We start from the raw sequence: 25420 nt of genomic DNA on the forward strand, positions 1-25420 counted from the left end.
ACATGAATACACCGATAACAAAGACAGATTCGAAGGAACATGCAGACGAAGCTTTGCCAATGGGTACGCGCCCGTATGCAGGAGCTGGCGCGAAGGCAACCAGCAGGTCGTGGAGAAAGCTTAAACCTTACGGCCTGATCATCTTTACGGCCCTGCTGCTGGCGGGGCTCGCCTTGTTCTCCGCGATGACGGGCAGTATCAAGGTGTCGTTCGGCGAGCTGCTGGGCGGACTCATGAGCGGCACGAACGAGCAGGTGGGGATTATTAAGGATTTGCGCTTTCCGCGCATTATCGTATCCATGCTGTCGGGAGCCGCGCTGGCCGTATCGGGAGCGCTGTTGCAGGCCGTTATGAAAAATGCTCTCGCGGAGCCGGGCATTATCGGCATTTCGTCAGGTGCGGGGCTTGTGTCGATCACGGTCGTCACGCTGTTCCCGATGCTCTACTTCTGGTCGCCGTTATTCTCCGTGTTGGGCGGCGCCTTGGCCTGTTATCTGGTCTATTCGCTCTCCTGGCGCACGGGATTGAACCCGCTTCGGCTTATTCTGGTCGGCATCGCGATCAACGCGACGTTTACGGGGCTCGGGCAATCCTTTAATTACCGGGGCAGCTACGCCGTAACCAGCGTCAATCAAGCCATCTCTTCCATCTTCACGATGAAGACTTGGGAGGATGTCCATATTCTCGCTATCTTCGGCGGGATCGGATTGATCGTATCGCTGCTGCTGGGAGGCTGGTGCAATATGCTGGCCTTTAATGACGAGACGGCCCGCAATCTGGGGCTTCGCGTCGTGCGCGTCAGGCTGCTCATCTCGGCTGCGGCGGTACTGCTGGCTTCGGTGGCAACGGCCATCGGCGGACTCATCATGTTCGTCGGCCTGCTCGTCCCGCACATCGGCCGGGCATTGGTAGGCTCGAGCTATAAGCTGCTTATTCCGTTCTCGGCGATCGGGGGAGCACTGCTGGTGCTGGCGGCGGACACGATCGGAAGAACGGTACTGGCCCCCGCGGAAATACCGGCTTCTATAATAATGGCGGTCATCGGCGGCCCGTTTCTTATCATCATGCTAAAGAGAAGCGATCGACTGAATAAATAAAGGAGCGGCGGAGACGGCCGCGAGCACGGGAGGGTTGGAATACGCATGAAGCAGCTGCTTATTACGGACGATGACTATAATAGCCGCGTCCTGCTGGGCCACTATATGACCAAAGAAGGTTTCCGGGTACTGGAAGCGCAAAATGGTCGCGAGGCGATAAACGTTCTGGAAAATCAGGCCGTGGATCTTGTCATTATGGATATCATGATGCCGGAAGTGGACGGACTGACGCTCTGCGAATATACCCGCAAAAACTACGATATTCCCATCATCATCCTGTCCGCGCGCGACCAGCTCAGCGATAAGGAGCAAGGCTACTTAAGCGGCACGGACGATTACGTGACGAAGCCGTTTGAGCTGCCGGAGCTGCTGTTCCGGGTCAAAGCCCTGTTCCGCCGGTACTCCTTCGCGTCAAGCGACAAGATCCGGCTGAGCCGTCTCGTCATCGATCGTAAAAATTACGAGGTAGTCGACGGGGACGAAGTCCTCCTACTGCCGCTCAAGGAGTTCGAGCTGCTGGCTCAGCTGGCGGAATATCCCGGGCGGGTATTCTCGCGCGACGAGCTGATCCATCTCATCTGGGGCTCCGATTACGGCGGCGACGAACGGACGGTGGATGTTCATATCAAACGGCTGCGCAAGCGGTTCTCGGAGGTTGGCGGAGGCTTCCACATCCATACGATTCGCGGTGTTGGCTACAAGCTCGAGGTGCTGGCTTAATGCGTTCGCTTTATTTTCGCGTGTTCCTGATTACGCTTTATACGATACTCATCAGCAGCTTCCTGGGCTTCTATGTCGCCAACGTCTATTATCATTGGTCGCTGAAGCCCTATCAGGACGAGAAGCTGTTCGGCACGCTTCTGCACGTAAAGGGGCATATCGAGGCGCATCCGGAGGCGATGGGCGATACGCTCAGGGCTTCGGCGGAGCTGGGCTACCAGCTGTACGCGTACGACGAAGCGGGCAACGATTTGTATTACGGAAGAGACTTTGCAAAGAAGGATCTGGGTAACGGGGTTAAGACGCAAGTGCTGGAAGGAGGACAGTACCACGGCATTGCCGCATTCCCGAACAAGGCGTTTTCCTCCGGTTACTTCGACAATACTCTCAGCAATACCGTAGGCGTACAGGTGACGGCGGGAGCCGACAGGTACGCTCTTTTCCTGCGTCACGACAGCAATGTCCACTTCGATGAGCTGCGCACGTTTTTTTTCTTCATGTTCATGCTGACGGTCCTGTTCAGCGTGCCTTACTTCATGCTCAGCACGCGATATCTGGTTCAACCCATCGTCCAGTTGAAGGAAGCGACAAAGCGGATCGCCCAAGGGCAATACAAGCTTAGACTGCCGACCAGGCGGAAGGACGAGATCGGCGAGCTGGCGAGCCATTTTCAGACGATGAGTATGGAGCTGGAACGCGCAGACCAGCGCACCAAGGAATTCGTCGCAAACGTGTCGCATGAGATTCATTCGCCGCTCGCTTCGATTCAGGGCTATGCGGATTCGCTGCTCGGCAAGGAGAGCGATCCCGCGCGGGTTCGGGAATACGCCGCCATTATCGGACAAGAAACGCGGCATCTTGCGACGCTAAGCCGTCAGCTGCTGCTGCTCTCGACGTTGGATCATGCCAACCAAACGACGGAGAAGAAAAGCTTCCCGCTTCAGCCGCAGCTGCGCCAGACGCTTCAGTTGCTGGAATGGCAGTTGGCCGAGAAGGAGATCGCCGTGCGGCTGCTGGTGCCCTCCGGCATGGAGGTACACGGCGACGAAGTGCTTCTGATGCAGGTATGGTCGAACCTGCTCTCCAACGCGGTCAAGTATATCCCCGCAGGCCGCTCGATCCAGATTCAAGGCCATATCGAGGACGGTTGCTCCGCGATCCGGATATCCGATACGGGCGACGGCATCCCCGAGGAGCATCTGCCGTTCATTTACGATCGTTTCTACCGCGCGGACAAGGCGAGAGAAAGGAAGTCCGGCAGCACGGGACTTGGTCTATCCATCGTGCAGCGTATTGTCCATCAGCATGGCGGAACGATCGGCGTGGAAAGCCGTTCAGGCGCGGGAACAACGTTTACCGTGAGTCTGCCGCTTGAATCGAGCAAACAAGTCAACGTTCTCCCTTTTAATCCATTTTTTAAAATGTAGGAACGTATCGGGAGCGCCTTCGTTATTCTATGCTTGTGATATAATGCAACAAGAGTAAGGAGGCGGATGAGATGGAAAGAAGTTCGTTATGGATCGACGGTCGGCGGCGAGAAGCTGCAGCTTATAGTGAGTTGAGGGCGCCGCATTCGGCAGAGATCATCGCGGAGGTCGCAATGGCGAGCCGCGCGGAAACTGGCGAAGCGATCGCTGCCGCATACGCGGCACGGCATTCGATGCGAGCGATGCCCGCCTATGCGCGGGCTTCGATTCTGGAGCGGGTAGCCTCGCTGCTGGGAGAGCGCAGGGAGGAAGCCGCCCGGATCATCGCGCTGGAGGCGGCTAAGCCGCTCAAGTACGCGCTTGCCGAGGTGGACAGGACGGTACAAACGTACAAGTTCGCCGCCGAGGAGGCCAAACGGCTGTACGGAGAGACGATCCCGCTGGACGCGGCGCCGGGCGGGGAAGGAAGGCTGGCCTATACCGTTCGCGAGCCGCTGGGCGTTATCGGCGCCATCACGCCATTTAACTTCCCGTTGAATCTAGTCGCGCACAAGGTCGGACCGGCCGTGGCCGCCGGCAATACGGTCGTGCTGAAGCCAGCGAGCCAGACACCTCTCTCGGCGTATCTGATCGCCGATTTGTTTCATGAGGCTGGCCTGCCGTCTGGAGCGCTTAATGTCGTTACGGGAGCGGGCAGCGTCGTCGGCAATGCCATCGTGGAGGATGACCGCGTGGCGATGGTGACGTTTACGGGCAGTCCGGAGGTGGGCAAAGCGCTACGCGCGAAGGCCGGACTTAAGCGCGTCACGTTGGAGCTAGGTTCCAACTCGGCGCTTATCATCGACCGCGACACCGATGTGGAGAAAATAATTCCGAGATGTGTCATGGGCGCGTTCTCCAATCAAGGGCAGGTATGTATTTCGCTGCAACGGATTTATGTGCATGACGATGTGTACGAGAGGTTCGTGGAGGGTATGCGCCTGGCAGTGATGGGACTAAAGATCGGCAACCCGCTGGAAAAGGATACGGATGTCTCCGCCATGATTGCCTCGGTTGAGACCGAACGGGCTTTGCTTTGGATCGGGGAAGCCTTGGAGAACGGAGCCAGACTAATTGCCGGTGGCAAACTTCGCGAAGGCGTTCTGGAGCCGACGGTGCTGGTCGACACGGCTGAGGACATGAAGGTCAGCTGCATGGAGTTGTTCGCTCCTGTAGTCAACATCGGCAAGGTTAGCAGCATGGACGAAGCGATCGCCGCGGTCAATGATTCCCGATTTGGTCTTCAAGCGGGCATCTTCACAAAGGATATCGGCCTTGCACTGCGAGCGGCGGACGAACTGCATGTCGGAGGCGTCATCATTAACGACATTCCGACGTACCGAGTCGATCATATGCCTTACGGAGGCGTCAAGGAAAGCGGCACGGGCCGCGAAGGCGTGAAGTATGCCGTGCAGGAAATGACGGAGATGAAGCTGATCGTCGTGAATCGCCAAATTTGATGAATTCCATGTCCTCGAAAAACAGGCCGGACAAGGGTCTCATAGTATAAATAAGGCCAGAGCGCACCAAGCTACATATATAGAGGTGTGCTCTGGCTTTGTTTTTTGTTCAAATATAGGAAAGCTAACGGACATGAGCGACACTAAAGCTCGATTTTTCGTTAGAGTAACATTTTAACGGACAAGGGAGGCTCTATTACGATGAAAAGTCGCGAGATACGGCATGTATGGTGCATATAGAGGGCCGCGTGAGGCTGTCGATTCATTGTGAGTTAATGAGCTGAAACGTTCTGCTTTCGCTAACGGACCTCAGAGCCTCTATTTGCAGCATTTTCGCGATATTGAAAATCTAACGGACTCAGATGACGCTATTTGGTGCATTTCCGCCCATTCTATGCGGTTTTGACGGAAGTAAGGTCGTCTGTGTCCGTTACCATTTGAACAGGCCCCATTTTCGCGAAATAGCGACTGTGGTGTCCGTTACGATCAGCCTTTACTTCACTGCGCTGCCGTCCACAATGAATCGCCAGCCTCCCGTGTCCGTTAGCGGCAGGGCTGATCATTTGTGATCGCAAAGACCCGTAAGGGAGAACGTGTTAGTTTGGGCCGCTTATCGAGATGATCAGGATGATATAGGCAAGTAGTCAGAAAATTTAAACATTCCATCTTGACCCTCGGGATTTTTTGAGTATAATAAAACTAAAGTCAAAGAAAGTCAAAGTCAACGAGTTGACATTTAACTGTCCTGATGCTCTGGAAATGTAAGTATCAGGGGTATGGCTTTCTGAAGACGATACTCAGGGAGGTTGGTGATTTGCGTAATATTTCCGATCTCATTGAACATCACCTCAAACAAATGCTTGACGGCAGCGACGAAGGCGCGGTGGAGATTCAGCGCAACGATCTTGCCGACCGCTTCTCTTGCGTGCCTTCCCAGATCAATTACGTAATCAGCACGCGTTTTACGCTGGAGAAGGGGTACATGGTGGAGAGCAAGCGGGGCGGGGGCGGTTACATCCGCATTCAGCGAGTCGATCTGCCCGCGCTCAAGAACCTTCAGTACCATATTGAACGAACGATTGGCGACAGCGTCGACCAAAGCGCCGCGGAGGGCCTGATTTATCAGCTGCATGAAGCGGGTATGATTACAGTAAGGGAGTCGAATCTGCTGCGGGCGGCGATCCATCGGGACACAATTGCCCTGGTGCTGCCTATGCGGGATGAGATTCGCGCAAGGCTGCTGAGAGCGATGCTCATCTCATTGCTAGCCAAATAGGGAATAGCGGAAGGGAGGGACCGAAGCTTTGTATTGCCAAGAATGCGGCAAGAAGCCGGCTACGCTTCATTTTACGAAAATCGTAAACGGCGAGAAGACGGAATTCCACATCTGCGAAGGCTGCGCCCGCGAACGGGGCGAAGGCATTCCGGGTTCACCAAACAGCTTCTCCATCCACAGCCTGTTATCGGGACTGCTGGACTTTAATGCAATAGGCAACTCGGCATCGGCTTTGTCCGGTGCTCCTCAGCAGCCGATACGCTGCGAGGAATGCGGTCTAACGTACACGCAATTCAGCAAGATCGGCCGATTCGGCTGCAGCTCCTGTTACCAAGCATTCTCGGAACGTCTGGATCCGCTACTGAAGCGGGTGCACAGCAGCACGACGCACAACGGTAAAATTCCGAAACGTTCGGGAGGCCTTATCCAGTGCAGGCGCGAGATCGAACGATTGCGCAAGGATCTGCATACCCATATCGAGCAGGAGGAATTCGAAAGCGCGGCAACTCTGCGCGACGAAATCCGCGAGCTGGAACGCAAGATCGCGGAGATGTAGGTTGTAGCAACAACGTAATGGCAGTCGGAGCTTTTGAACCACCTTTAAAGGAAGGGTGTGAAGGGGTTGACAGTACATCGCTTCTCCCAAGACGCTCTGAGCGACTGGATGCGGACATTGGGTCCGGACTCCGACGTCGTGATCAGCAGCCGGGTGCGAGTGGCCCGCAATTTGCGGAAGCAGCCGTTCCCGATGCTCGCTACGAGCGCCCAGGCGAATGAAGTGCTGGAGCAGCTGGCGGATGTCAGCAAGTCGGGCAAGCTGGACGAAGTAGGCTCCTTCGAGACGCTGCTGTTATCCGAGCTTAGCGAGTTGGACAAACGAGTGCTCGTGGAGAAACATCTTATCAGCCCGAATCTGGCGAACGAGTCTCGCGGCGGGGCCGTCGTGCTCAGCGAGAACGAATCCGTCAGCATTATGATTAACGAAGAAGACCATCTGCGCATCCAATGTTTATATCCCGGCTTCCAAATCGGCGAAGCATGGGCGTTGGCAAGCGGAATTGACGATATTTATGAAGAAGTGGCGGATTATGCCTTCGACGAGAAGCGCGGTTATCTGACGACCTGTCCGACCAACGTCGGAACGGGGATTCGGGCATCGGTCATGATGCATCTGCCGGCATTGGTATTGACGCAGCAGATTAACCGGATTCTGACTGCCGTAACGCAAGTCGGTCTTGCCGTTCGCGGCCTCTATGGAGAAGGCAGCGAAGCGTTAGGCAATCTGTTCCAGATCTCGAATCAAATTACGCTCGGACAGTCCGAAGCGGAAATCATCGATAATCTACATGATGTAGCCAAGCAGATTATCGAGCATGAACGGGCGGCGCGCAAACGTCTTCTGGCGGAGTCCAGACTGCGAACGGAGGATCGCGTCAAACGTTCCTTCGGCATTCTGTCCCACGCGGTTATCATGGACTCCAAGGAAGCCGCGCAGAGGCTGTCGGACGTTCGTCTCGGCGTCGATCTGGAGCTGTTGCCGGACGTAACGCCGCAGGTGCTCAACGAGCTGCTCGTCATGACTCAGCCAGGTTATCTGCAGCAGACTTTTAATGAAAAGATGAGTACCGAGCAACGCGACGTAAGACGCGCCGAGCTCATTCGGGAGAAACTGAAGGTTGCTCAAATCCAAGATTGATCATGGGGGTGCAGGAATATGATGTTTGGAAGATTCACGGAACGTGCGCAGAAGGTGCTGGCACTGGCTCAAGAAGAAGCGGTGCGGCTAGGCCATAACAATATCGGAACGGAGCATATTTTGCTCGGTCTCATTCGCGAAGGCGAAGGCATTGCGGCGAAGGCTCTGATCGGGCTTGGTCTCGGTCTCGAAAAAATTCAGGATGAAGTCGAAGCGCTCATCGGACGCGGACAGGAACAACCGAACAACATCGCTTACACGCCGCGCGCCAAAAAGGTCATCGAGCTGTCGATGGATGAAGCCCGCAAGCTGGGCCATACTTACGTTGGAACGGAGCATATTCTGCTCGGCCTCATCCGCGAAGGCGAAGGCGTAGCGGCACGCGTGCTGAACAACCTCGGCATCAGCCTGAACAAAGCGCGTCAGCAAGTGCTGCAGCTGCTTGGCAGCAGCGAAGCGGTATCCAGCAACCACGGCACGCCTGCCAATGTCAGCACGCCGACGCTGGATGGACTCGCGAGAGACTTGACCGCTTATGCGAAGGAAGGCAATCTCGATCCGGTCATCGGTCGGGGCAAAGAGATTGAGCGCGTTATCCAAGTGCTTAGCCGCCGGACCAAAAACAATCCGGTCCTCATCGGCGAGCCGGGCGTCGGCAAAACGGCGATCGCGGAAGGACTCGCGCAAAAAATCATCGCCAACGAAATTCCCGAGACGCTGCGCGACAAACGAGTGATGACGCTCGATATGGGCTCCGTCGTCGCCGGTACCAAATATCGCGGCGAATTCGAGGATCGTCTCAAGAAGATCATGGATGAGATCCGTCAGGCGGGCAACATCATCCTGTTCATCGACGAGCTTCATACGCTCATCGGCGCAGGCGGCGCGGAGGGCGCGATCGACGCTTCCAATATTCTGAAGCCGGCGCTTGCCCGCGGCGAGCTGCAGTGCATCGGCGCGACGACGCTGGACGAATACCGCAAGTACATCGAGAAGGATGCCGCGTTAGAACGCCGCTTCCAGCCGATCACGGTCGACCAGCCTTCCGTCGAGGAAGCGATCCAAATTCTTCACGGCTTGCGCGATCGGTACGAGGCGCATCATCGCGTGAAAATTACGGATGAATCCATCGAGCAAGCGGTTAAGCTGTCGGATCGTTACATTACGGACCGTTTCCTGCCGGATAAAGCGATCGACCTGATCGACGAGGCGAGCTCCAAGGTAAGGCTGAATTCCTATACCGTACCGCCGAATCTCAAGCAGCTGGAGAACCGTCTGGAGGATATCCGCAAGGAGAAGGACGCTGCCGTCCAAAGCCAGGAGTTCGAGAAAGCGGCCGCGCTCCGCGATACGGAACAGAAGATTCGCGAAGAGCTGGACGTTACAAAAAATCAGTGGAAAGAGAAGCAAGGCCGCACCGATTCCGAGGTTACGCCCGAGGATATCGCTCAAGTCGTGGCGAGCTGGACCGGCATCCCGGTTAGCAAGCTGGCGGAAGAAGAGACGGAGCGCCTGCTGAAGATGGAAGAAATTCTACATGACCGCGTAATCGGTCAAGAGGAAGCCGTGAAGTCGGTATCCCGCGCGATTCGCCGCGCAAGAGCCGGACTCAAGGATCCGAAACGCCCGATCGGCTCGTTCATCTTCCTTGGTCCTACGGGCGTCGGCAAGACAGAGCTGGCCCGCGCGTTAGCGGAAGCCATGTTCGGTGACGAAAACGCGGTTATCCGCATCGATATGTCGGAGTACATGGAGAAACATTCGACTTCCAGACTGGTCGGAGCTCCTCCGGGTTACGTCGGCTACGAAGAGGGCGGCCAGTTGACCGAGAAGGTTCGCCGCAAGCCGTATTCCGTCGTGTTGCTCGACGAGATCGAGAAAGCCCATCCGGAAGTATTCAATATTCTGCTTCAAGTGCTCGAGGATGGACGTTTGACGGATTCCAAAGGCCGCGTCGTCGACTTCCGCAACACGCTGATCATCCTGACATCCAATGTTGGCGCGGATCAAATCAAGAAAAACTCGTCGCTCGGTTTCACCGCCGTACAAGATGCGGGTCGCGACTTCATCGTGATGAAGGACAAAGTGATGGCGGAGCTTAAGAAGAGCTTCCGTCCGGAGTTCCTGAACCGGATCGACGAATCCATCGTCTTCCATTCTCTCGGCGAAGAGCATATTGCCCGGATCGTGACGCTGATGTCCGACGAGCTGCGCAAACGCTTGAAGGAGCAACAAGTCGACTTCACGCTGACGGAAACGGCGAAGAACTTCCTTGCCAAGGAAGGCTACGACCCGCAATACGGCGCGCGTCCGCTGCGCCGCGCGATCCAGAAGCATATCGAGGACCGTTTGTCCGAGGATCTGCTGATGGGTCTCATCCAGAAGGGCGATACCTTCGTTATCGACGAGAAGGATGGGGCGTTGGTCGTTACGAAACATCTGCATCAGCCGGCTGAAACGCAAGAAGAAGAGCCGACTACGAAATAAAAAAATGGCAAGTCGAATCATCGTTGTTGATCGATGACGATGACGGCAATGCGAAAGAAAAGCATCCTCTGCTTACGAGGATGCTTTTTCATTTCTGCGGGGCTTTTGATCCCCAAAATGGTTGGTTATAAATTCGGAGAACAGGCGGGCATTATGCGGAAGCTGTTCGTCGGCTCGGCAGACGAGCGAAATATAGCGGCGATTGCGGTAATTCGGCAATCGGAACTGGATCAGCTCGCCTGCCGCAACCTCTTTAATGACGCTGCGCTCCGGCAGCACCGCGATACCCAGGCTGCACTTGACCGCTTCCTTCATCGTTTCGATGGCGCCGAGCTCCATGGACTGGTTGAATATGATTTCCGTCTGATTCATCCATTCCTCCGTCAGCGTGCGGGAGGTAGAACCGGGTTCATGCAGCAGCAGCCGCTCCCCTTGCAAATCCTCCGCTTCTATCTCCCGCCGGCCCGACAGTCGATGGCCGGGAGCGACAACAAGCCGCAGCTCATCCTCCAACAATGGCTGTATGGACAAGCCTGGTTCCGGCGAATTCGGAAGCGACACAACCGCGGCATCCAGCTCGTAATTGCGCAGCATGGCCATAATGGTGCCCGCCTTTTTGACGGTCAGCTGCAGCTGAATACTCGGGTACTCCTCCTGAAAGGCGGAGAAGCAGGCGGGCAGCAGATAGGTGGCCGGCGTATAGCTGGCGCCAATCTTTAATCGTTCGCCGCCCCTTTTATGCAACTGCGCGGCATGCTCCTCCAACTCGCCGCCAAGGAACACGATGCGACGAATATAGGGGAGCAGCTCCAGCGCGGCTTCCGTGGGCCGCAGCTTCCGCGACGTCTTACGCACCAGCTCGAGTCCCAGTATCTCCTCCAGCTTGCGCAAATGGAAGCTGACCGTAGGTTGGGTGAGTCCCATCTTCTCCGCCGTTTCCAGCAATGTTTTGCCTTTGCATATTTCCAATAACACTTTTAATTGTTGAATGGTCATATCATCACCTCATCCTCTCCGAATATACATTTTATCTATATATATTTCAATATTTCTAAAGTTTATTTAACAATGGTTTAATCTTTCTCTAATCTGTCGTTGATTTTTCGTTGATAAAGTAACCGTGTAAGCAAAAACGGCTGACGAAAAGGTGGAGAAAAACGAATGAACGTTTATCCGATTCAATGGAAAAGAGTAACGACAGGCATCGTGCTGACATCTATGTTGACTGTACTTGCGGCATGCGGAGGCAATAATGGCGCGGAAAACGGCAATAAGTCGGAATCCGGGGCAGCTCCGTCGCCGACTGCAGCGCAAACACGGAGGCAGTTGCAACGGAAGAGCCGGCTGTTGAAGATGCAGGCAAGCTTGTCGTGTACCTAAACGATTTTGACGCCATCATCGCCGATATGTTCAAGGAAGCAACCGGGTACGATGTAGAGCTCGTAACGGGCAACGGCGCGGAGATCATGTCCAGAATCGAAGCGGAAAAAGGCAATCCTCATTGGGACATCGTCTGGGCGGACATGATGCCGTCCATTCACGGCTTGGGTCTGCAAGGCCAACTGCTGGAAGGCTGGGAGCCGGAAAATCTGTCGCAGGTTGCCGAAGACTTCAAAGCGTACATTCCCGAGAACAAAACATATTTCCCTACCGGCGCTCATGCTTCGGGCATTATCATATACAACAAAAACTTCTATACCGAAGAGACGGCTCCCAAAACTTGGGCCGACTTCGCCAAAGCGGAATACAAGGACCAAATCGCAACGGCCGACCCTGCCATAGCGGCTCCGGCCTATCCGTTTGTTGCGGCGCTCTTCGACAAAGCCGGCGGAGTAGAAGAAGGCAAGGCGTTTTTCGACAGCTGGTTCAACAACGGCTTGCGCGTGTATCCGAAAAATCCGCAGATCGTGCAAGCATTGTCCGGCGGTGAAGTGAAGCTGGCAGCTTTGCAAGAATCGAATGCGTACAGCATGGTTAACAATAACGAGCCGATCGGCATCATTTGGCCCGAAGAAGGCGCTCCGGCATCCGTGCGCGTAGCCGCTATTCAGAAAAATACGAAAAACCCGAATGCAGCCAAAGCGTTTATCGAATTCCTGCTGGATGCCAAAACGCAACAACAGCTTGTTGATGAAGGCGAAGAAGCTTACTTCGATCCCGCTGCCCAAGGCGTGACGGCGAGACCGGATCGCGCCGCGAACGCCAAGCTGATTGCCGCGGATGCCGCGTGGGCGTCGCAGCATGAAGCGGAAATCAAACAATGGTTTGCCGACAAAGCGGTTAAGTAACGGCCATGCTCAGACTTACGAATGAACGGCTTGGTTGGCTGGTCAGCATCGCGCTGCTGATTCTGGTCCTGTACCCGCTCCTGGCGGTGGTCATTCAAGTACTGTTGCCCGGCGTCTTTTTCGGGAATTGGGTTATAGGCGATCTTAGTCTGCTTCTTGAAATATTCAAACGTCCGTTATGGCAAAAGTCGCTCGAAAACTCGTTGCTGCTGGGTATCGGCACCACTCTGATCGGCACGCTGCTTGGCGGCGTGCTGGCCACGGTTCGATCGACCTGGCGCTTCCCCACTGCCGGCTTGCTTGATGCCGCGGTCTGGTTGCTGCTAATCATGCCTTCATTCATTCTGGCGCAAGGCTGGGTTATGTTTTCGGCGCAGCAAGGGCTGGCCGTAAACCTGTTCGGCTGGGACTGGGTGCCGGGTGCGGTATTCCAGCCCGCCGGGCTGATTGTCATCATGACCTTGAGCAAATTCCCGCTCGCCTACCTCAGCATGAAAGCGGCGATGGAATGGAAGGTGCAGCAGTTGTCGGATGCGGCCAGGCTGGGCGGCGCTTCGCCGATCAAGGTGTGGGCGACGATTCAGGCGCCGCTGCTGCTGCCGGCACTGCTGGCCGGAGCGGCGCTGGTATTTATGGACACGATTGGCGACTTCGGCCTGCCGTCTTCCATTGCGGCTATCTACCGCTTCCCGACGTTGCCGTATTCCATCTATTCGGCTCTGTATACATCGCCCATTCGATTCGATATGGCGGGCGTATTGTCCTTCTATCTGGTGCTGCTGATCAGCATCGCGATGCTGCTGCAGTTTGCGGCCATGCGACGTTCCCGCTTCGACTTTATGTCGGGCGGCGCGGTGCCTTCCGTGCCAAAGGAGGCGGGCAAATACCGCTGGCTGCTTGCTGCGGGCAACATCGTTTTCCTGCTTGTCATCATTGGCATTCCGATCGGCTCAAGTCTGATGATGTCGTTTATGCAAGCGCAGGGAGGCGGCGTGAAGGCGGACAACCTGACGCTGGCCAACTATACGGCGTTGTTCGACGGAGGTTTCCAGCTGCTGCATGGTCTCGGGCGTTCCCTTATGATTGCGGCATCCGCCGCTGTTATCGGACTTGTTGTTGGTTTGCTGGTTGCTTTTGTATTGACGTATTCGCAGTTCCGGTTTCGGCGCGGCATTGAGGTGCTGTCGCTTGTCACCCTGGCTGTACCGGGCGTCGTGCTTGGCATCGGATATATTTTTGTATGGAATCAGCGCTGGCTGGAACCGTTGGGCTTGCTGCTGTACGGCAAACCGGCCATTCTGGTGCTTGCGGCGATTGCCGGGGCGATCCCCGTCATTACGCGGATTATGGTAGGGGCGATGGCCAAAGTGCCGCAGTCCTTTCTTCATGCGGCAGGTTTGCAAGGCGATTCGCTGCTGCGCCGGATCAGGCGCATATTGCTGCCGCTGATGCGGGGAGCGCTGCTGTCGGCGGGTTTGGCGGCATTCGGCGCCAGCGTGTTTGATCTTGCGGTCAATTCGGTATTGTTCCCGCCCAATTACATCACATTCCCTGTAGCGATCAACAAGTCGTTCGAGGATATGCGCTTCGGTTATGCGTCGGCGGCAACGATATTGGGAGGCGGAGTTGTGGTGGCGATTATATTGGTTATTGAACTGTTGTTCAGAAGAAAGGAGGCACGTTCATGAATATCAAGTCGCGACTGTCTTCGGTGTTCACGGGCGTTGCTGCCGTTCAGGCGGGGGCTGCGTCGATACCGGCGGCATCTCTGGCTCCGGTATCGGCAAAAGATGCTGCCCGGGTTTCCGCCGGAAAGGAGAAGGACCAGGCTTCGGTATTGCTGGACATGCAAGACGTATCCAAGCAATATGGCGCATTCCGGGCGTTGGACGGGATTTCGTTCCAGATGAAGGAAGGGGAAATCATAAGCGTGCTGGGGCCCTCAGGCTGCGGCAAGTCGACGCTGCTGCAATTGGTGGCTGGCCTAGCCAAGCCGGACGGAGGCGCAATTCGGCTGGGCGGCAAGGTAATCGCTTCTCCCCAGACGATGATGCCGCCCGAGAAACGCGGCATTAACATGGTGTTTCAGGATTATGCGCTGTGGCCGCATATGAATGTGGAGGACAATATCGCCTACGGCCTGCACCGCTTAAGCAAAGAAGAGAAGCGGGAACGGGTAAGCGAATTGCTGAAGCTGATGCGGCTGGAAGGTCTGGCGCATCGGCTGCCGCCGCAATTGTCGGGCGGGCAGCAGCAACGCGTCGCCATTGCGCGCGCGCTTGCGACCCGTCCCAAGCTGATTCTGCTTGACGAGCCGTTGTCCAATCTGGACATGAGGCTGCGAATCGAGATGCGCGCGGAGATGGCGTATTTGTTCCGCCGCTTGGGTACAAGCGTGTTCCATGTCACCCATGATCCCGAAGAGGCGTTCTCGATGGCGGATCGGCTGCTCATCATGCGCAAGGGCAATATCGATCAGATCGGCACGCCGCAGGAGTGCTTCAGTCGTCCCGCCAGCCGCCATGCCGCTTCATTGCTGGGCGCGATCAACCGGCTGCAGGGCACGAAGGAAGGCGCGCCGGGAGGCACGGCTATCCGTTTACATTCGGACGGCGCGATATACGGCATATCCGGCGCGGAAGCTGCGTCTGCGCAGGCCGGCTCCGCCATGGAGCTGCTATTCCGTCCGGAGGATCTGGTTCTGACGGAGGAAGAAAATGTTGAAGCCGAAGGCAATAATAAGCTGCGTCTGCGCATCCGTTATTGCACCTTCGAGGGCAATCGCTGGAGATCGGCCGCGGATACGACCGATGGTCAACCGCTGTATCTGTTGACGGACTATCCGCTCGATGCCGGTCAGCGGGTCGTGGCGGCGCTGCCCGCTTCCAAGTCGTTTCTATATGCCAAAAACGATGATTAGAACGGGTTTACGGGACTGAGAAACGGGTTGCACGCCGTCATGGAACGGCGTCAACCGTTGTTAACCAACTATCGAAGAGGAATGTTCATGATGCAGTTCATGCAGTTAAAGCCTACCCTATCACGACTATTGGTTATATCGGATATTCACGGCCACGAAGAAGGATTGGCGCAGCTGCTGCACCGTGCGGATTACTCGCCGCAGACAGACAAGCTGATTCTGTTGGGGGATTACGTGGATACGGACCCGTCCACCTGGCGGACATTGGATACGGTTGTCGATCTCGTATCGCAAGGAGCCGTCGCGCTGCAAGGCAATGCGGAACGTAGTTTGCTGGCTTCAGGTCCTGACTTGGCGGGCCGGCTGTCGCCTCATATGCTCGACTGGATGGAACGGCTGCCGCTATATTGGAGCGTAGAGACCTATTTGTTTGTACATGCGGGCATTCGGCATGGGGTGCCGCTTGAGCGGCAGACCGCAGAGGATTTGACCGAAATTCGGGATGAATTCTGGAAGCGTCAGCCGGAGGGATGGCAAACGGTTGTATTCGGCCATACGCCAACCTTCAAGTTAGGCGCCGTTCCGGGAGAGCTGTGGATTGCGCCGGGCAGAATCGGAATCGATTGCGGAGCCAAACATGGGAAACGGTTGGCGCTGCTTGATCTTCGGGATGGAGTCAGCTACAGCTGTTCGACAAATCCGGAACGAATGTATGCGGATTGGCGTGTCGAATGCTTGAAGATGCATCGCAGCGCAAGCCTCCCGGACAGATGACATTAAGGCTATCAGGCATGATTGTTACGACATTGCGATGTGATCGGCGTCGCCCGTTCGGCTACTCCAGCCGCCAGTTGCGGCAATGGTCCTGCTGCACCGGAGCGATGCCGGATTGCAGCGGGCTATGGTTGATGTTCCGCGCGTAACCGTCTTCGATATGGCTGAGATACAATAAGCCGCGATCAAGAATGGCGACGTCAGGGTTGTCCTTCCGGAATGTCATTCCATTCATATATAATCCTCGCACATGGGCGGCAACGAATTGATAGGGCTGAGCTGCATAGTTGAACGCATCGGGTTCGGCATCGCAGCGGCTGGTGCCCGTCGCCTTGGTCATTTGGCTGAAATCTTCCTCTTCGCCGGTCATGGTGTTGGTGAAGTTGTTGAAAGTAATATTCTCGACGGGATGTTCGGCCGTCCCTTCGATGAAGATGCGCCCCGGTCCCGTCAACATGATGTTGTCAAAAACGATATTGCGGATGGAGACGGGCTTGGAAGATTGATAATAACGCGGCGTTATATCGATTAGGAAAGGGAACTTGAACGCGGCATGAATAATCAGGTTGGAGAACACCAGATTTTCGTACGGGCCGCCATCCTTCAAGTAAAGAGATAATCCGATCGTCGAATCGTGCACGACGCAATTGGCGATCGTGACATTGCGGATCGGCCCTTCGCTTTCGGTGCCGAATTTGATCGCCTGGCAGCGCGAACGCAGGACACAGCCCGACACCGTCACATTCTCGCATGCGAAACCGTCAATGCTCTTGAATACAATGCTGTCGTCGCCGGACTCGATATTGCAGTCGCTGATCTGAACGTTGCGGGAACCGTCAATGCCGATGCCGTCCGTGTTAATGCGGTTGCGATTATTGCGAATCGCGACCCGGCTGATCATCACGTCTTCGCTCTGCTGCACATGCAAGGTCCAGCTGTCGGAGTGCCGGATCGTAATGCCGTCGACCCGTACCCCGCTGCAGCCGGTGAACAGCAAGGTGCCGATGCGCATCGGTACCAGACGGTTCTCGGGAAACCATAAATCCTCTGTTCCGCCCCCGTTTATTTCCCCTTCTCCGGTAATTCTGCAATTGCTTACTTCGCGAGCCAGCAACAAAATATAAGTAGCGCGAGGCGGATTGGTATATGCTTCATAGCCGACAGGAGGATACAAGCTCATGTCGGACGAAGCGCGAATAACGGCTTGCATGCCCAGATACAGATGAACGTTGGATTTAAGCATCAGCGTCCCCGTTACGTAAGTCCCCCGGGGCACATACACGGTTCCGCCTCCCGCCTCGGAGCAGGTGTCGATGGCCTGCTGCAACGCGTATTGATCAAGCGTCTCCCCGTCTCCCGCAGCGCCAAATTGTTTGACATTATAATCGTACATGTTCAGTCGTCCTCCTTGCGACGGAAGTCCCCTTTCGATTCCGACAACAGCTTGCGGAATAATGTGGGGCTTGTGCCCGTCGATCTTTTGAACATTCTTTCGAAATGAGCCAGGCTGCCGAACCCCAACATGCCGGCAATCGAAGATACGGAATGAGAGGTTGAGCGCAGCAGCTGCCGAGCTTCAAGCAGCCTGACATGATGGATGTAATCAATAACGGTAAAGCCGGTTGCGCTCTTGAACAAACGAGACAGATGGTAACGGCTGAGCGCGAATCGCTCGGACAACTCCATAATCGTAATGGATCGTCGGTAGTGGGCATTCAAATATTTCATCATTTCGGCAGCCCGATCATGAAGGGCAAGCGTACGATGGTCTGCGGCCGGCTGATGGCGGAACAACGTAATCATCAGCTCCGTGACCAAAGCCTGCATCATATTGCGGGAGCCAGGCTGTCCGCTCTTCCGCTCTTGGAGCAGCCGGAACAACAGATGTTCGACCGCCGCCTGCTCTTCCCGGGACAATCGCAGGACGGAGCTCCCTCTATGGAATAGCTTAGCCGCGTCTATCTCGGTAAGCGGCAGCAACTGCAAAATTTGTTCGTTCAACATGACGAGGAAACGTTGATGTTCGTTCACCGAAGCGGCTATGGTGCGATGGCGGTCATAGGCATTAATGAGCACAAGATCGCCTTTCTTCAGATGATAAGTCGTCTGATTCAAATAAAGAAAACGTTCTCCCGCGTACAGATAATAAATTTCATACGTATTGTGCGCATGAATGCTGGCCATACTGCCGGACACGGCAAATTCGTCCAGACTGATCCGCAAGTCGTCCTGAATATAAGTAATTTGATTATGGGTACCCATGGATGCATCACCGGCTTGATTATAACCATTGCCTGCCTGAAAAGAAAGCATTTAGCTTCAATTCATGCGCACAATCGGTTGCATGGGCGCCAATTTCGCACAATCGGTTGTAAATGAGGAGCGGGGCATTGTCTTGCTATACGCCAGCATGTACAATAAATTATTCGTTAGGAGGCGAAGCCGCTATGAAATATCGATTGCTGATCGTGGATGATGAGCGGGAAGTCCGGGAAGTACTTTCGGAGATTGTCGATTGGAGCGAACTGGGGTTCGAGGTCGTTCAGACGTTAAAGGACGGCAGAGATACGATTGCGTATCTGGAACAGCAGCTCGTCGATGTTGTATTGTCGGACATTAAGATGACATTCGAGTCGGGAATCGACGTGGCCAGATTTATTAAAGAGCGGCAATTGCCGGTGAAGGTCGTATTGTTAAGCGGCTATCAGGAGTTCCAATTGGCCCAAGAGGCGATTCGATATGATGTAAGCGATTACTTGCTTAAACCTACCGATCTGGATGAACTATATCGCGTGTTTCGGAACCTCAAGCGAGAGCTGGATGCCGGAGCGGCGGTCAAACAATCCGAGCGCCAGGATCGGGAACGCTTTGCTTCGTATCTGCTATTTCAATCGGACGCGGCAGCCGAAGAGATTGCCCGGCACCTCGAGCAGCTTAACGCCGCCGTTGACCCGATGCGTAATCCTTGCGCCTTATTGGAAGTGACGGTCACCAAGGATAGCGGAGGGTTGTCCAGGGCGGATGTGGCGAGCAGCAAGAAACTTCTGGCCAATATGGCGGCGGGCCAGTTCCCGTCCTGGCTGATGCTGTTGGATGAGCGCGAGCAGCCACCTTATTACGCCGTTATATGTATGCCAACGGAGCAGCAGCAGTTGTATGAGCAAATACAGAATTCCTTGCAGCGGCTAAATAATATTACTGCGCTTAAAGCACAATTGGTTGGGTTCCAGCGATTTGACAACCTCGCGACGCTGCTGGTCGAATATCGGAGCCGCGATCCGCTGAGGGCGTCGCCAGACGTGAAGCCGGAAGCGGCGGCCGGACCGCAGCGGCGGGACGGCGATGTGTCCCCAAGCAGCGGTAGTCGGTCTGGCGGCGGCAAATGGGCGATTCGCCAGGCCGTCGCTTACATTGAAGAGCATTACCATAAAAACTTGTCTTTGGAGCTGGTGGCGGGCCAGGTCCATCTGAATCCGGTTTATTTCGGGCAATTGTTCAAACAAGAGACGAAAAAAAACTTTTTGGATTATTTGGTCGAAATCCGGATGGAGCATGCCAAGCAACTATTAAAGATATCTTCGCTGAAAATATACGAAATTTGCGAACGTGTAGGCTACAAGGATATTAAGTACTTTTACAAGCTGTTCAAGAGGGAAGTCGGAATTACACCAACCGAGTACCGAGACCGGTGCTGATCCGAACAGGGGGAGAAGGCATGGGAGGCTGGAAGAATGTATGGAACGACATAAAAGCTTATAAATTCAACAGCATCTTATTTCGAAACTTTGTGACAACCGTTATGTTATTAATGGTGCCGATCGGCATTGTCCATCTTTTGGTCTACGCCTACAACGACGAAATGTTACGGGAAGAAATCGGCAGAACGAACATGTCAGAGCTTGAGAGGGTTCGTGATGCGATTGATAATTCGCTGCTCGGTCTGGAAAATGTCTCTCTTCAATTGGCTGGACATTCGGACTATTCCTCTATTATGAAAGAGGAGTTTACATATCCAATGTCGCCATCACTTATCCAGAAAATCTATCGGATACAGGAATCGATGCGTACGGTCCAAATGGCGAATACTTATTTTGGATCGATTTTATTATATTTGGAACGCGGCGATTTTGTCATTACAAGCTCGAACGGCGGGCAGATCAATAAATACGATACCAGATGGTGGATGGATGCCTACCAACGGCAAAAAAAGACTGAAAACGGATGGATCGAGTTTTTGCATGGCGGTACACAAGTGGATACAGAGGTATCCATCGCGCAATTTCGACAGCTCCCGATCTTTGATGTCAACCGACAGGGAATACTGCTTATTTCCATTAATATGAACCGTCTCAAACGATTGTTAGGTCTTCAGGATACGAATCAAAAGTTATATATACTGGATTCCGCAGGCAATATTGTGTACGCTTCGCAGCACGAGAATCTACACCGCCTCTTTGCCGATATAGATCCGCAAGCAGCTGCCCTTGTCGGTCATGCTCCTTACTCGGATATCGTTAGAATCGAAGAGTCGGATCAGGTTATTTCGACGGTTTCCTCCGCCTACCGCGACTGGAGGTACGTGTCGATCGTGCCGCTGCATCATTATTATCCAAAGCAAGTGAAGTTCAACCAGTTTATGACTCTGCTAGTTACACTGGCAGTTGTGTCCAGCCTCCTGTTCGCCATTGTATTGTCTTTGCAAAGCTATCGTCCGATCAGCGGAATTCTATCTCTGCTCCATTCGGGAGACAAGGCGAGCACGGGAGTACGACAAGGCAAGTTAAATGAACTCAAATTGATATCGGCCACGATCGCAAATTCCAATGAGAAGCGCAGAGAGCTGGAGCAGGAACTGAAGCATCGTTACGAATTATTGCAGAGGTCCCAGGCGATAGCCCTACAAGCGCAAATCAAACCTCACTTTTTGTATAACACGCTTGAATCGATCAATCTGAGGGCGATGCGTCTAACAAAAGGAAAAAACGACGTTTCAGAGATGATTCAGACCCTGTCGCGGTTGCTGCGCTTAAGTTTGATGACGGAAGACGATATGATTTCGCTCCGAACGGAATTAGAGCATGCCCGATTGTACATACAAATTCGACAGATGCGCATGGATGAACAACTTGAAGTGACTTGGCTGGTGAATGAGGATATTTTGGATTGTGCCATGATTAAATTGACGTTGCAGCCAATATTGGAAAATGCGATTAATCACGGAATTGGACCGTCACCTAGAAGCGGGGGAATCAGCATCATCGGGTATGCGAAACGGGAAATGATTGTACTCAGGATCAAAGACAACGGAGTAGGGATGTCGCGTACTGTCGCGGATCGTGTCAATCAGAGCTTCTTGGAATCTCCGATCAATGGAAATGAAAGCATTGGTCTTCGGAATGTCAATCAAAGAATCAAGCTCGTGTTCGGCAGTGAATACGGTTTGCGACTGGTCAGCAAAGCAGGGAAGGGGACAATTGTTGAGCTTCGCTTGCCAAAGAGAAAGCGGACGTGAGTCGTGAGAGGTCGTTTAATCGCAAGACAATGCGTCCAATCTATAAATTGCCCTACCTCCATAATAATGAAAACCTTTACATTCACCCGTTAAACATATGGTTTGCCGGATTTTTTGCTTGCCCGGACTTCCTTATAATGTAGGAAAACAGACGGAAAAGGTGTGGTTCGGTGAATCCCTCAACACTCAACAAACAACAAATAGTATTGGTGCCCAAGTCGGAGCGAATCATTCGTTACTTACGGCGCAATATGTGGCTGTACATTTTCCTGATTCCTGGATTTCTATACTTGCTCATCTTCAAGTATGTCCCAATGGCTGGAATTGTGATCGCTTTCAAGGATCTCAGCTTGACGAAAGGAATTATGGACAGCGCTTGGGTTGGATGGGCGCATTTTCAAGCCCTGTTTGAATCCAATAATTTTTATCGCATATTACGAAATTCGTTGCTGCTCAGTTTATACCAGATCATGTGGGGATTTCCCGCTCCGATCATCCTGGCGCTCATGTTGAATGAAGTGCGCCACATGTTGTTTAAACGAGTATCGCAGACGATTCTTTATTTGCCTCATTTTATTTCATGGGTGGTATTGGCCGGCATCGTTATGAATTTCCTATCTCCTTCGACAGGCATTGTCAATCATGCGCTCAATGCTTTCGGATTTGATTCGGTGGCGTTCCTGCTCAAACCGGAATTTTTCCGTACCATTATCGTCAGCGCGGAAATCTGGAAGGAGGTGGGCTGGGGGATGATCATCTATTTTGCAGCGATGTCGGGCATCGATCCAACTCTTTACGAATCGGCGACGATAGACGGAGCGAATCGGTTTCAGAAAATGCGCCATATTACGATTCCCGGCATAGCCGCCACGATCGTGATCTTGCTGCTGCTGAAGCTGGGGAATATTCTCGATAACGGATTCGAACAAATTTATTTGCTCTACAACCCGACCACGTATGCTACCGGCGATGTATTCGAGACGTATACCTTCCGGATTGGCCTGCAGCAGGGACGGATATCCTATGGTACGGCGGTTGGTTTATTCAAGGCGGTCATCGGCTTTGTCTTGATCTTGCTGGCGAATTCCATGGCTCGAAGAATAAGTGGGAAGTCAATTTGGTAGGAAAGAGGAGCGAGAGATGAACAATAATTCCCGAGTGGACTGGTTCGATGTCGTCAATTATAGCTTGATCGTAATATGCTGCATGGCCATGATTTACCCGATGATTAATGTATTGGCGGTATCCTTGAGTTCTTACACCGCTTATATCGAGAACCCGATGCGAATCTGGCCCAAACAATTTAATATTGCCGCCTATCAGGAAATTTTGTCGAAGCCGCTGCTCTGGACCAGTTATTTGAACACGGTTATCGTCACGGCGTCGGGCGTGGTTGCGGGTATCCTTTTATACATCATCACCGCCTACCCGCTGTCGAAAGGGCACTTAAAAGGGCGCAAAGCTTTTATGATATTCGTAGTGTTCACAATGCTCTTTAGCGGCGGCATCATTCCCAACTTTTATTTGATGCGATCGTTGGGCCTCGTAGATACGCTGGCAGCGCTCGTCTTGCCGATGTTATTCTCCGGATTTAGCTTGATCTTGATGAAGACGTTTATGGAGAACATTCCGGAGGAATTGGAGGAAGCAGCCAAAATCGACGGCGCATCCGACCCGTACCTGCTGTTTCGTATCGTTGTACCGCTATCCAAGCCGATTATTGCTACGCTTTGTTTGTTCTCGGCGGTTGCCTATTGGAACAATTATTTCAATGCGGTCTTGTATATTCGATCCGCTGACAATTGGCCGCTTATGTTGTTTCTGAAGGAGATGATTTCTAACGTCACATCCAACAAGCTGAACAACAACGGAAATTTGGCCGAGCTCGGGCAGTTGCAGGTTACGCCTGAGACACTGCAATATGCAACGATCATGATCGTCATGATCCCGATCTTAAGTGTCTATCCGTTTGTTCAGAAGTATTTCGTCAAAGGCATTATGCTCGGCTCTGTGAAGGGTTAACCTTGTTGTGAAAATAAAGGAACAACCTTTATTTTACAAATATAATTTTGTTCATGAGAGGGGAAGTCGAATGAATATTTCAAAGCACAGAACAAAAAAAATGGCCACTATTTTAGCGTCGCTTTTGTTGCTTGCCGCATGTTCGTCTAACAACGGGAACAGCACACAGCCTAGCGTCACCGCAACAGCGAATAATACTGGCTCGAATTCAAGCGGAGCGGCAGAAGAAAGCGGGGATCCGGTCAAGATCCAGATTATGGCCAATGTATTGGCCGCCGATTCGCCGGATAACCAGAAAGCGTTTGTCGAGGTGCTTAATAAGAAGCTGAACGTTGAGCTTGATTTTCTGGCTCCGCCTGCATCCGGATACGAGGAACAACTCCAGTTGACTCTGGTTTCGGGAGAATTGCCGGACGTTATCTTCTTCCCTAGTGAGCAAGATGAAATTTTCTTGAATGCGGTCAACGATGGCGCCGTCATTCCGCTTAATGATTATCTTGATCAATCAAGCAACTTGATGAAATACAGCTATGAGCGTTCTTGGGAAGCGCTGAAGACGCTGCGCGACGGCAATGTTTACGGAATACCGCGCACTTCGATCACGAGATACGACGGATTTTTTGTTCGCCAGGACTGGATGGACAATCTAGGAATCGAGATGCCAGAAAATAACGAATTTACGGTGGAGGAATTTACAGAATTATTGCGCAAATTCACCTTTGACGACCCGGATGGCAATAAACAGAATGACACCTACGGATATGGTACCTATCTGAATGCGAGCAAGGTTCTGGAGCCTGTCCTGTTATCGGAGCTTGGACACTTGGGCTGGCAGAACTACGGAGACGGGGAGTATGCCTATACGCTTCCGGAATACGACCGCAACAGCGATATTTACAAGAATGTGCTTCAGTATACGCGGGATGCGTACAAGGAGGGCATTATCGACCCGGACTCTCCGATTAATAATGTCGACGCGGCATCGGATCGGTTCTCGCGCGGCATTACCGGCGTGATTCGCGGCTTCGTAGGTCAAGTGAAATCGAGGCAAGCGAAAATGCAGGAAACGAATCCGAAAGCCGAATTGGCTTATGTAACCGTTAAGGGACCAGACGGAGAAGTGAAAGGCGGTGTATACGGTACCGGCATTTGGGGCGTATGGGCGATCACTTCCGAGGCCGAGAGCCCGGAGAAAGCGGTCGAGGTGTTTGATTACCTGTTGTCCGATGAGGGATGGGACTTGGTATCCAACGGTATCGAGAATATACACTACAAATTTGAGGGCGGCAAGAAGGTGTACTTTGATGACGCATCTCGCGGTTTGTACACGTTGCGTTCCATAGTAAGGCGCCACGACGATCCAAGCTTCTTCATGAGCCCGGCCAGTTATTCGGAGGAAGACATCCAAGAGGCATTGCCGGCGATTCAGAAATCGGTGGATGCTGCGGTTTCTTCCTTGGATCAGGGTTATACGCCGCCTGCTGCAAGGCAACCTAATTACATGGATTACAAGCTGACATGGGATGAACTGACGACACGCATGATGTTAGGCGACTTGCCGCTGGAGCAACTGGAGCAAGTCCGCGACGACTGGTACAAGAACGGCGGAGAGCAATATATGAAAGAAATGAATGAATTCATTCAATCCAGTCAATAAAATGTTCTGTCCGCTGCAAGTGAATTGCGGCGGTCCGTTCTTTCA

The 25420-nt window shown here is 53.4% G+C and carries 21 protein-coding genes; 18 read left to right on the top strand and 3 right to left on the bottom strand.

Features of this window, described 5'->3' with window-relative positions; all coding sequences use genetic code 11:
• Positions 1 to 2: 2 nt before the first annotated feature.
• The 8 genes from KJW29_RS29985 (at position 3) to clpC (ending at position 10202) form a co-directional block, all read left to right on the top strand.
• Complete coding sequence (locus KJW29_RS29985; RefSeq protein WP_246608442.1) at positions 3 to 1097, top strand: FecCD family ABC transporter permease; 1095 nt, start codon at positions 3 to 5, stop codon at positions 1095 to 1097.
• A 39-nt stretch (positions 1098 to 1136) separates the two neighbouring features.
• Positions 1137 to 1817 (top strand): response regulator transcription factor, encoded by a 681-nt coding sequence (locus KJW29_RS29990; RefSeq protein ID WP_214631386.1) that lies wholly within the window; start codon positions 1137 to 1139, stop codon positions 1815 to 1817.
• Positions 1817 to 3244, top strand: coding sequence for a sensor histidine kinase (locus KJW29_RS29995; RefSeq protein WP_214627377.1), 1428 nt, complete (start codon positions 1817 to 1819; stop codon positions 3242 to 3244). The genes KJW29_RS29990 and KJW29_RS29995 overlap by 1 nt, the downstream gene beginning before the upstream one ends.
• Positions 3245 to 3315: 71 nt before the next feature.
• Positions 3316 to 4743 carry an aldehyde dehydrogenase family protein gene (locus KJW29_RS30000; RefSeq protein WP_214627378.1) on the top strand — a complete coding sequence of 476 codons (1428 nt, stop codon included), beginning with the start codon at positions 3316 to 3318 and terminating at the stop codon, positions 4741 to 4743.
• Positions 4744 to 5557: 814 nt separating this feature from the next.
• Positions 5558 to 6019: a CtsR family transcriptional regulator gene (locus tag KJW29_RS30005; RefSeq protein WP_087570254.1), complete on the top strand. Its 462-nt coding sequence runs from the start codon at positions 5558 to 5560 to the stop codon at positions 6017 to 6019.
• A 28-nt stretch (positions 6020 to 6047) separates the two neighbouring features.
• Complete coding sequence (gene mcsA / locus KJW29_RS30010; RefSeq protein ID WP_087570255.1) at positions 6048 to 6575, top strand: protein-arginine kinase activator protein McsA; 528 nt, start codon at positions 6048 to 6050, stop codon at positions 6573 to 6575.
• Positions 6576 to 6641: 66 nt separating this feature from the next.
• A complete protein-coding gene (gene mcsB / locus KJW29_RS30015; protein ID WP_087570256.1) occupies positions 6642 to 7715 on the top strand; it encodes a protein-arginine kinase McsB in 1074 nt (357 codons plus the stop codon).
• A gap of 18 nt (positions 7716 to 7733) precedes the next feature.
• Entirely contained in the window at positions 7734 to 10202 is a 2469-nt protein-coding gene (clpC, locus tag KJW29_RS30020) for an ATP-dependent protease ATP-binding subunit ClpC (protein WP_214627379.1), read from the top strand.
• Positions 10203 to 10274: 72 nt separating this feature from the next.
• Here clpC and KJW29_RS30025 read toward each other — a convergent pair whose 3' ends face one another.
• Positions 10275 to 11198: a LysR family transcriptional regulator gene (locus tag KJW29_RS30025; RefSeq protein WP_214627380.1), complete on the bottom strand. Its 924-nt coding sequence runs from the start codon at positions 11196 to 11198 to the stop codon at positions 10275 to 10277.
• Between the two features lie 165 nt (positions 11199 to 11363).
• Between KJW29_RS30025 and KJW29_RS30030 the strand changes: the two genes are divergently transcribed.
• The 5 genes from KJW29_RS30030 (at position 11364) to KJW29_RS30050 (ending at position 16184) form a co-directional block, all read left to right on the top strand.
• Entirely contained in the window at positions 11364 to 11582 is a 219-nt protein-coding gene (locus KJW29_RS30030; protein WP_214627381.1) for a hypothetical protein, read from the top strand.
• Complete coding sequence (locus tag KJW29_RS30035; RefSeq protein WP_214627382.1) at positions 11573 to 12490, top strand: extracellular solute-binding protein; 918 nt, start codon at positions 11573 to 11575, stop codon at positions 12488 to 12490. The genes KJW29_RS30030 and KJW29_RS30035 overlap by 10 nt, the downstream gene beginning before the upstream one ends.
• A 5-nt stretch (positions 12491 to 12495) precedes the next feature.
• On the top strand, positions 12496 to 14178 hold the full coding sequence (locus KJW29_RS30040; RefSeq protein WP_214627383.1) for an ABC transporter permease: 1683 nt from the start codon (positions 12496 to 12498) through the stop codon (positions 14176 to 14178).
• Positions 14175 to 15410, top strand: coding sequence for an ABC transporter ATP-binding protein (locus tag KJW29_RS30045; protein WP_246608443.1), 1236 nt, complete (start codon positions 14175 to 14177; stop codon positions 15408 to 15410). The genes KJW29_RS30040 and KJW29_RS30045 overlap by 4 nt, the downstream gene beginning before the upstream one ends.
• An 87-nt stretch (positions 15411 to 15497) precedes the next feature.
• Complete coding sequence (locus KJW29_RS30050; RefSeq protein ID WP_214627384.1) at positions 15498 to 16184, top strand: metallophosphoesterase; 687 nt, start codon at positions 15498 to 15500, stop codon at positions 16182 to 16184.
• A 61-nt stretch (positions 16185 to 16245) separates the two neighbouring features.
• Here KJW29_RS30050 and KJW29_RS30055 read toward each other — a convergent pair whose 3' ends face one another.
• Together KJW29_RS30055 and KJW29_RS30060 are read right to left on the bottom strand one after the other, a co-directional pair.
• Positions 16246 to 17577, bottom strand: coding sequence for a glycoside hydrolase family 28 protein (locus tag KJW29_RS30055; protein WP_214627385.1), 1332 nt, complete (start codon positions 17575 to 17577; stop codon positions 16246 to 16248).
• 2 nt (positions 17578 to 17579) lie between these two features.
• On the bottom strand, positions 17580 to 18446 hold the full coding sequence (locus KJW29_RS30060) for an AraC family transcriptional regulator (protein ID WP_214627386.1): 867 nt from the start codon (positions 18444 to 18446) through the stop codon (positions 17580 to 17582).
• Positions 18447 to 18631: 185 nt separating this feature from the next.
• Here KJW29_RS30060 and KJW29_RS30065 point away from each other — a divergent pair, with 185 nt between their 5' ends.
• The 5 genes from KJW29_RS30065 to KJW29_RS30085 all read left to right on the top strand — a co-directional run bounded on the left by KJW29_RS30065 (position 18632) and on the right by KJW29_RS30085 (position 25375).
• Entirely contained in the window at positions 18632 to 19879 is a 1248-nt protein-coding gene (locus tag KJW29_RS30065) for a response regulator transcription factor (protein ID WP_214627387.1), read from the top strand.
• A gap of 20 nt (positions 19880 to 19899) precedes the next feature.
• A complete protein-coding gene (locus KJW29_RS30070; RefSeq protein WP_214627388.1) occupies positions 19900 to 21696 on the top strand; it encodes a sensor histidine kinase in 1797 nt (598 codons plus the stop codon).
• Between the two features lie 170 nt (positions 21697 to 21866).
• Positions 21867 to 22820 (top strand): ABC transporter permease, encoded by a 954-nt coding sequence (locus KJW29_RS30075; protein ID WP_246608444.1) that lies wholly within the window; start codon positions 21867 to 21869, stop codon positions 22818 to 22820.
• A 16-nt stretch (positions 22821 to 22836) separates the two neighbouring features.
• Positions 22837 to 23718: a carbohydrate ABC transporter permease gene (locus tag KJW29_RS30080; RefSeq protein ID WP_214627389.1), complete on the top strand. Its 882-nt coding sequence runs from the start codon at positions 22837 to 22839 to the stop codon at positions 23716 to 23718.
• A 70-nt stretch (positions 23719 to 23788) separates the two neighbouring features.
• Complete coding sequence (locus tag KJW29_RS30085; RefSeq protein WP_214627390.1) at positions 23789 to 25375, top strand: extracellular solute-binding protein; 1587 nt, start codon at positions 23789 to 23791, stop codon at positions 25373 to 25375.
• The last annotated feature ends 45 nt before the right edge of the window (positions 25376 to 25420 follow it).

Source organism: Paenibacillus agaridevorans, from assembly GCF_018604145.1.
GTDB classification, from domain to species: Bacteria; Bacillota; Bacilli; order Paenibacillales; family Paenibacillaceae; genus Pristimantibacillus; species Pristimantibacillus agaridevorans.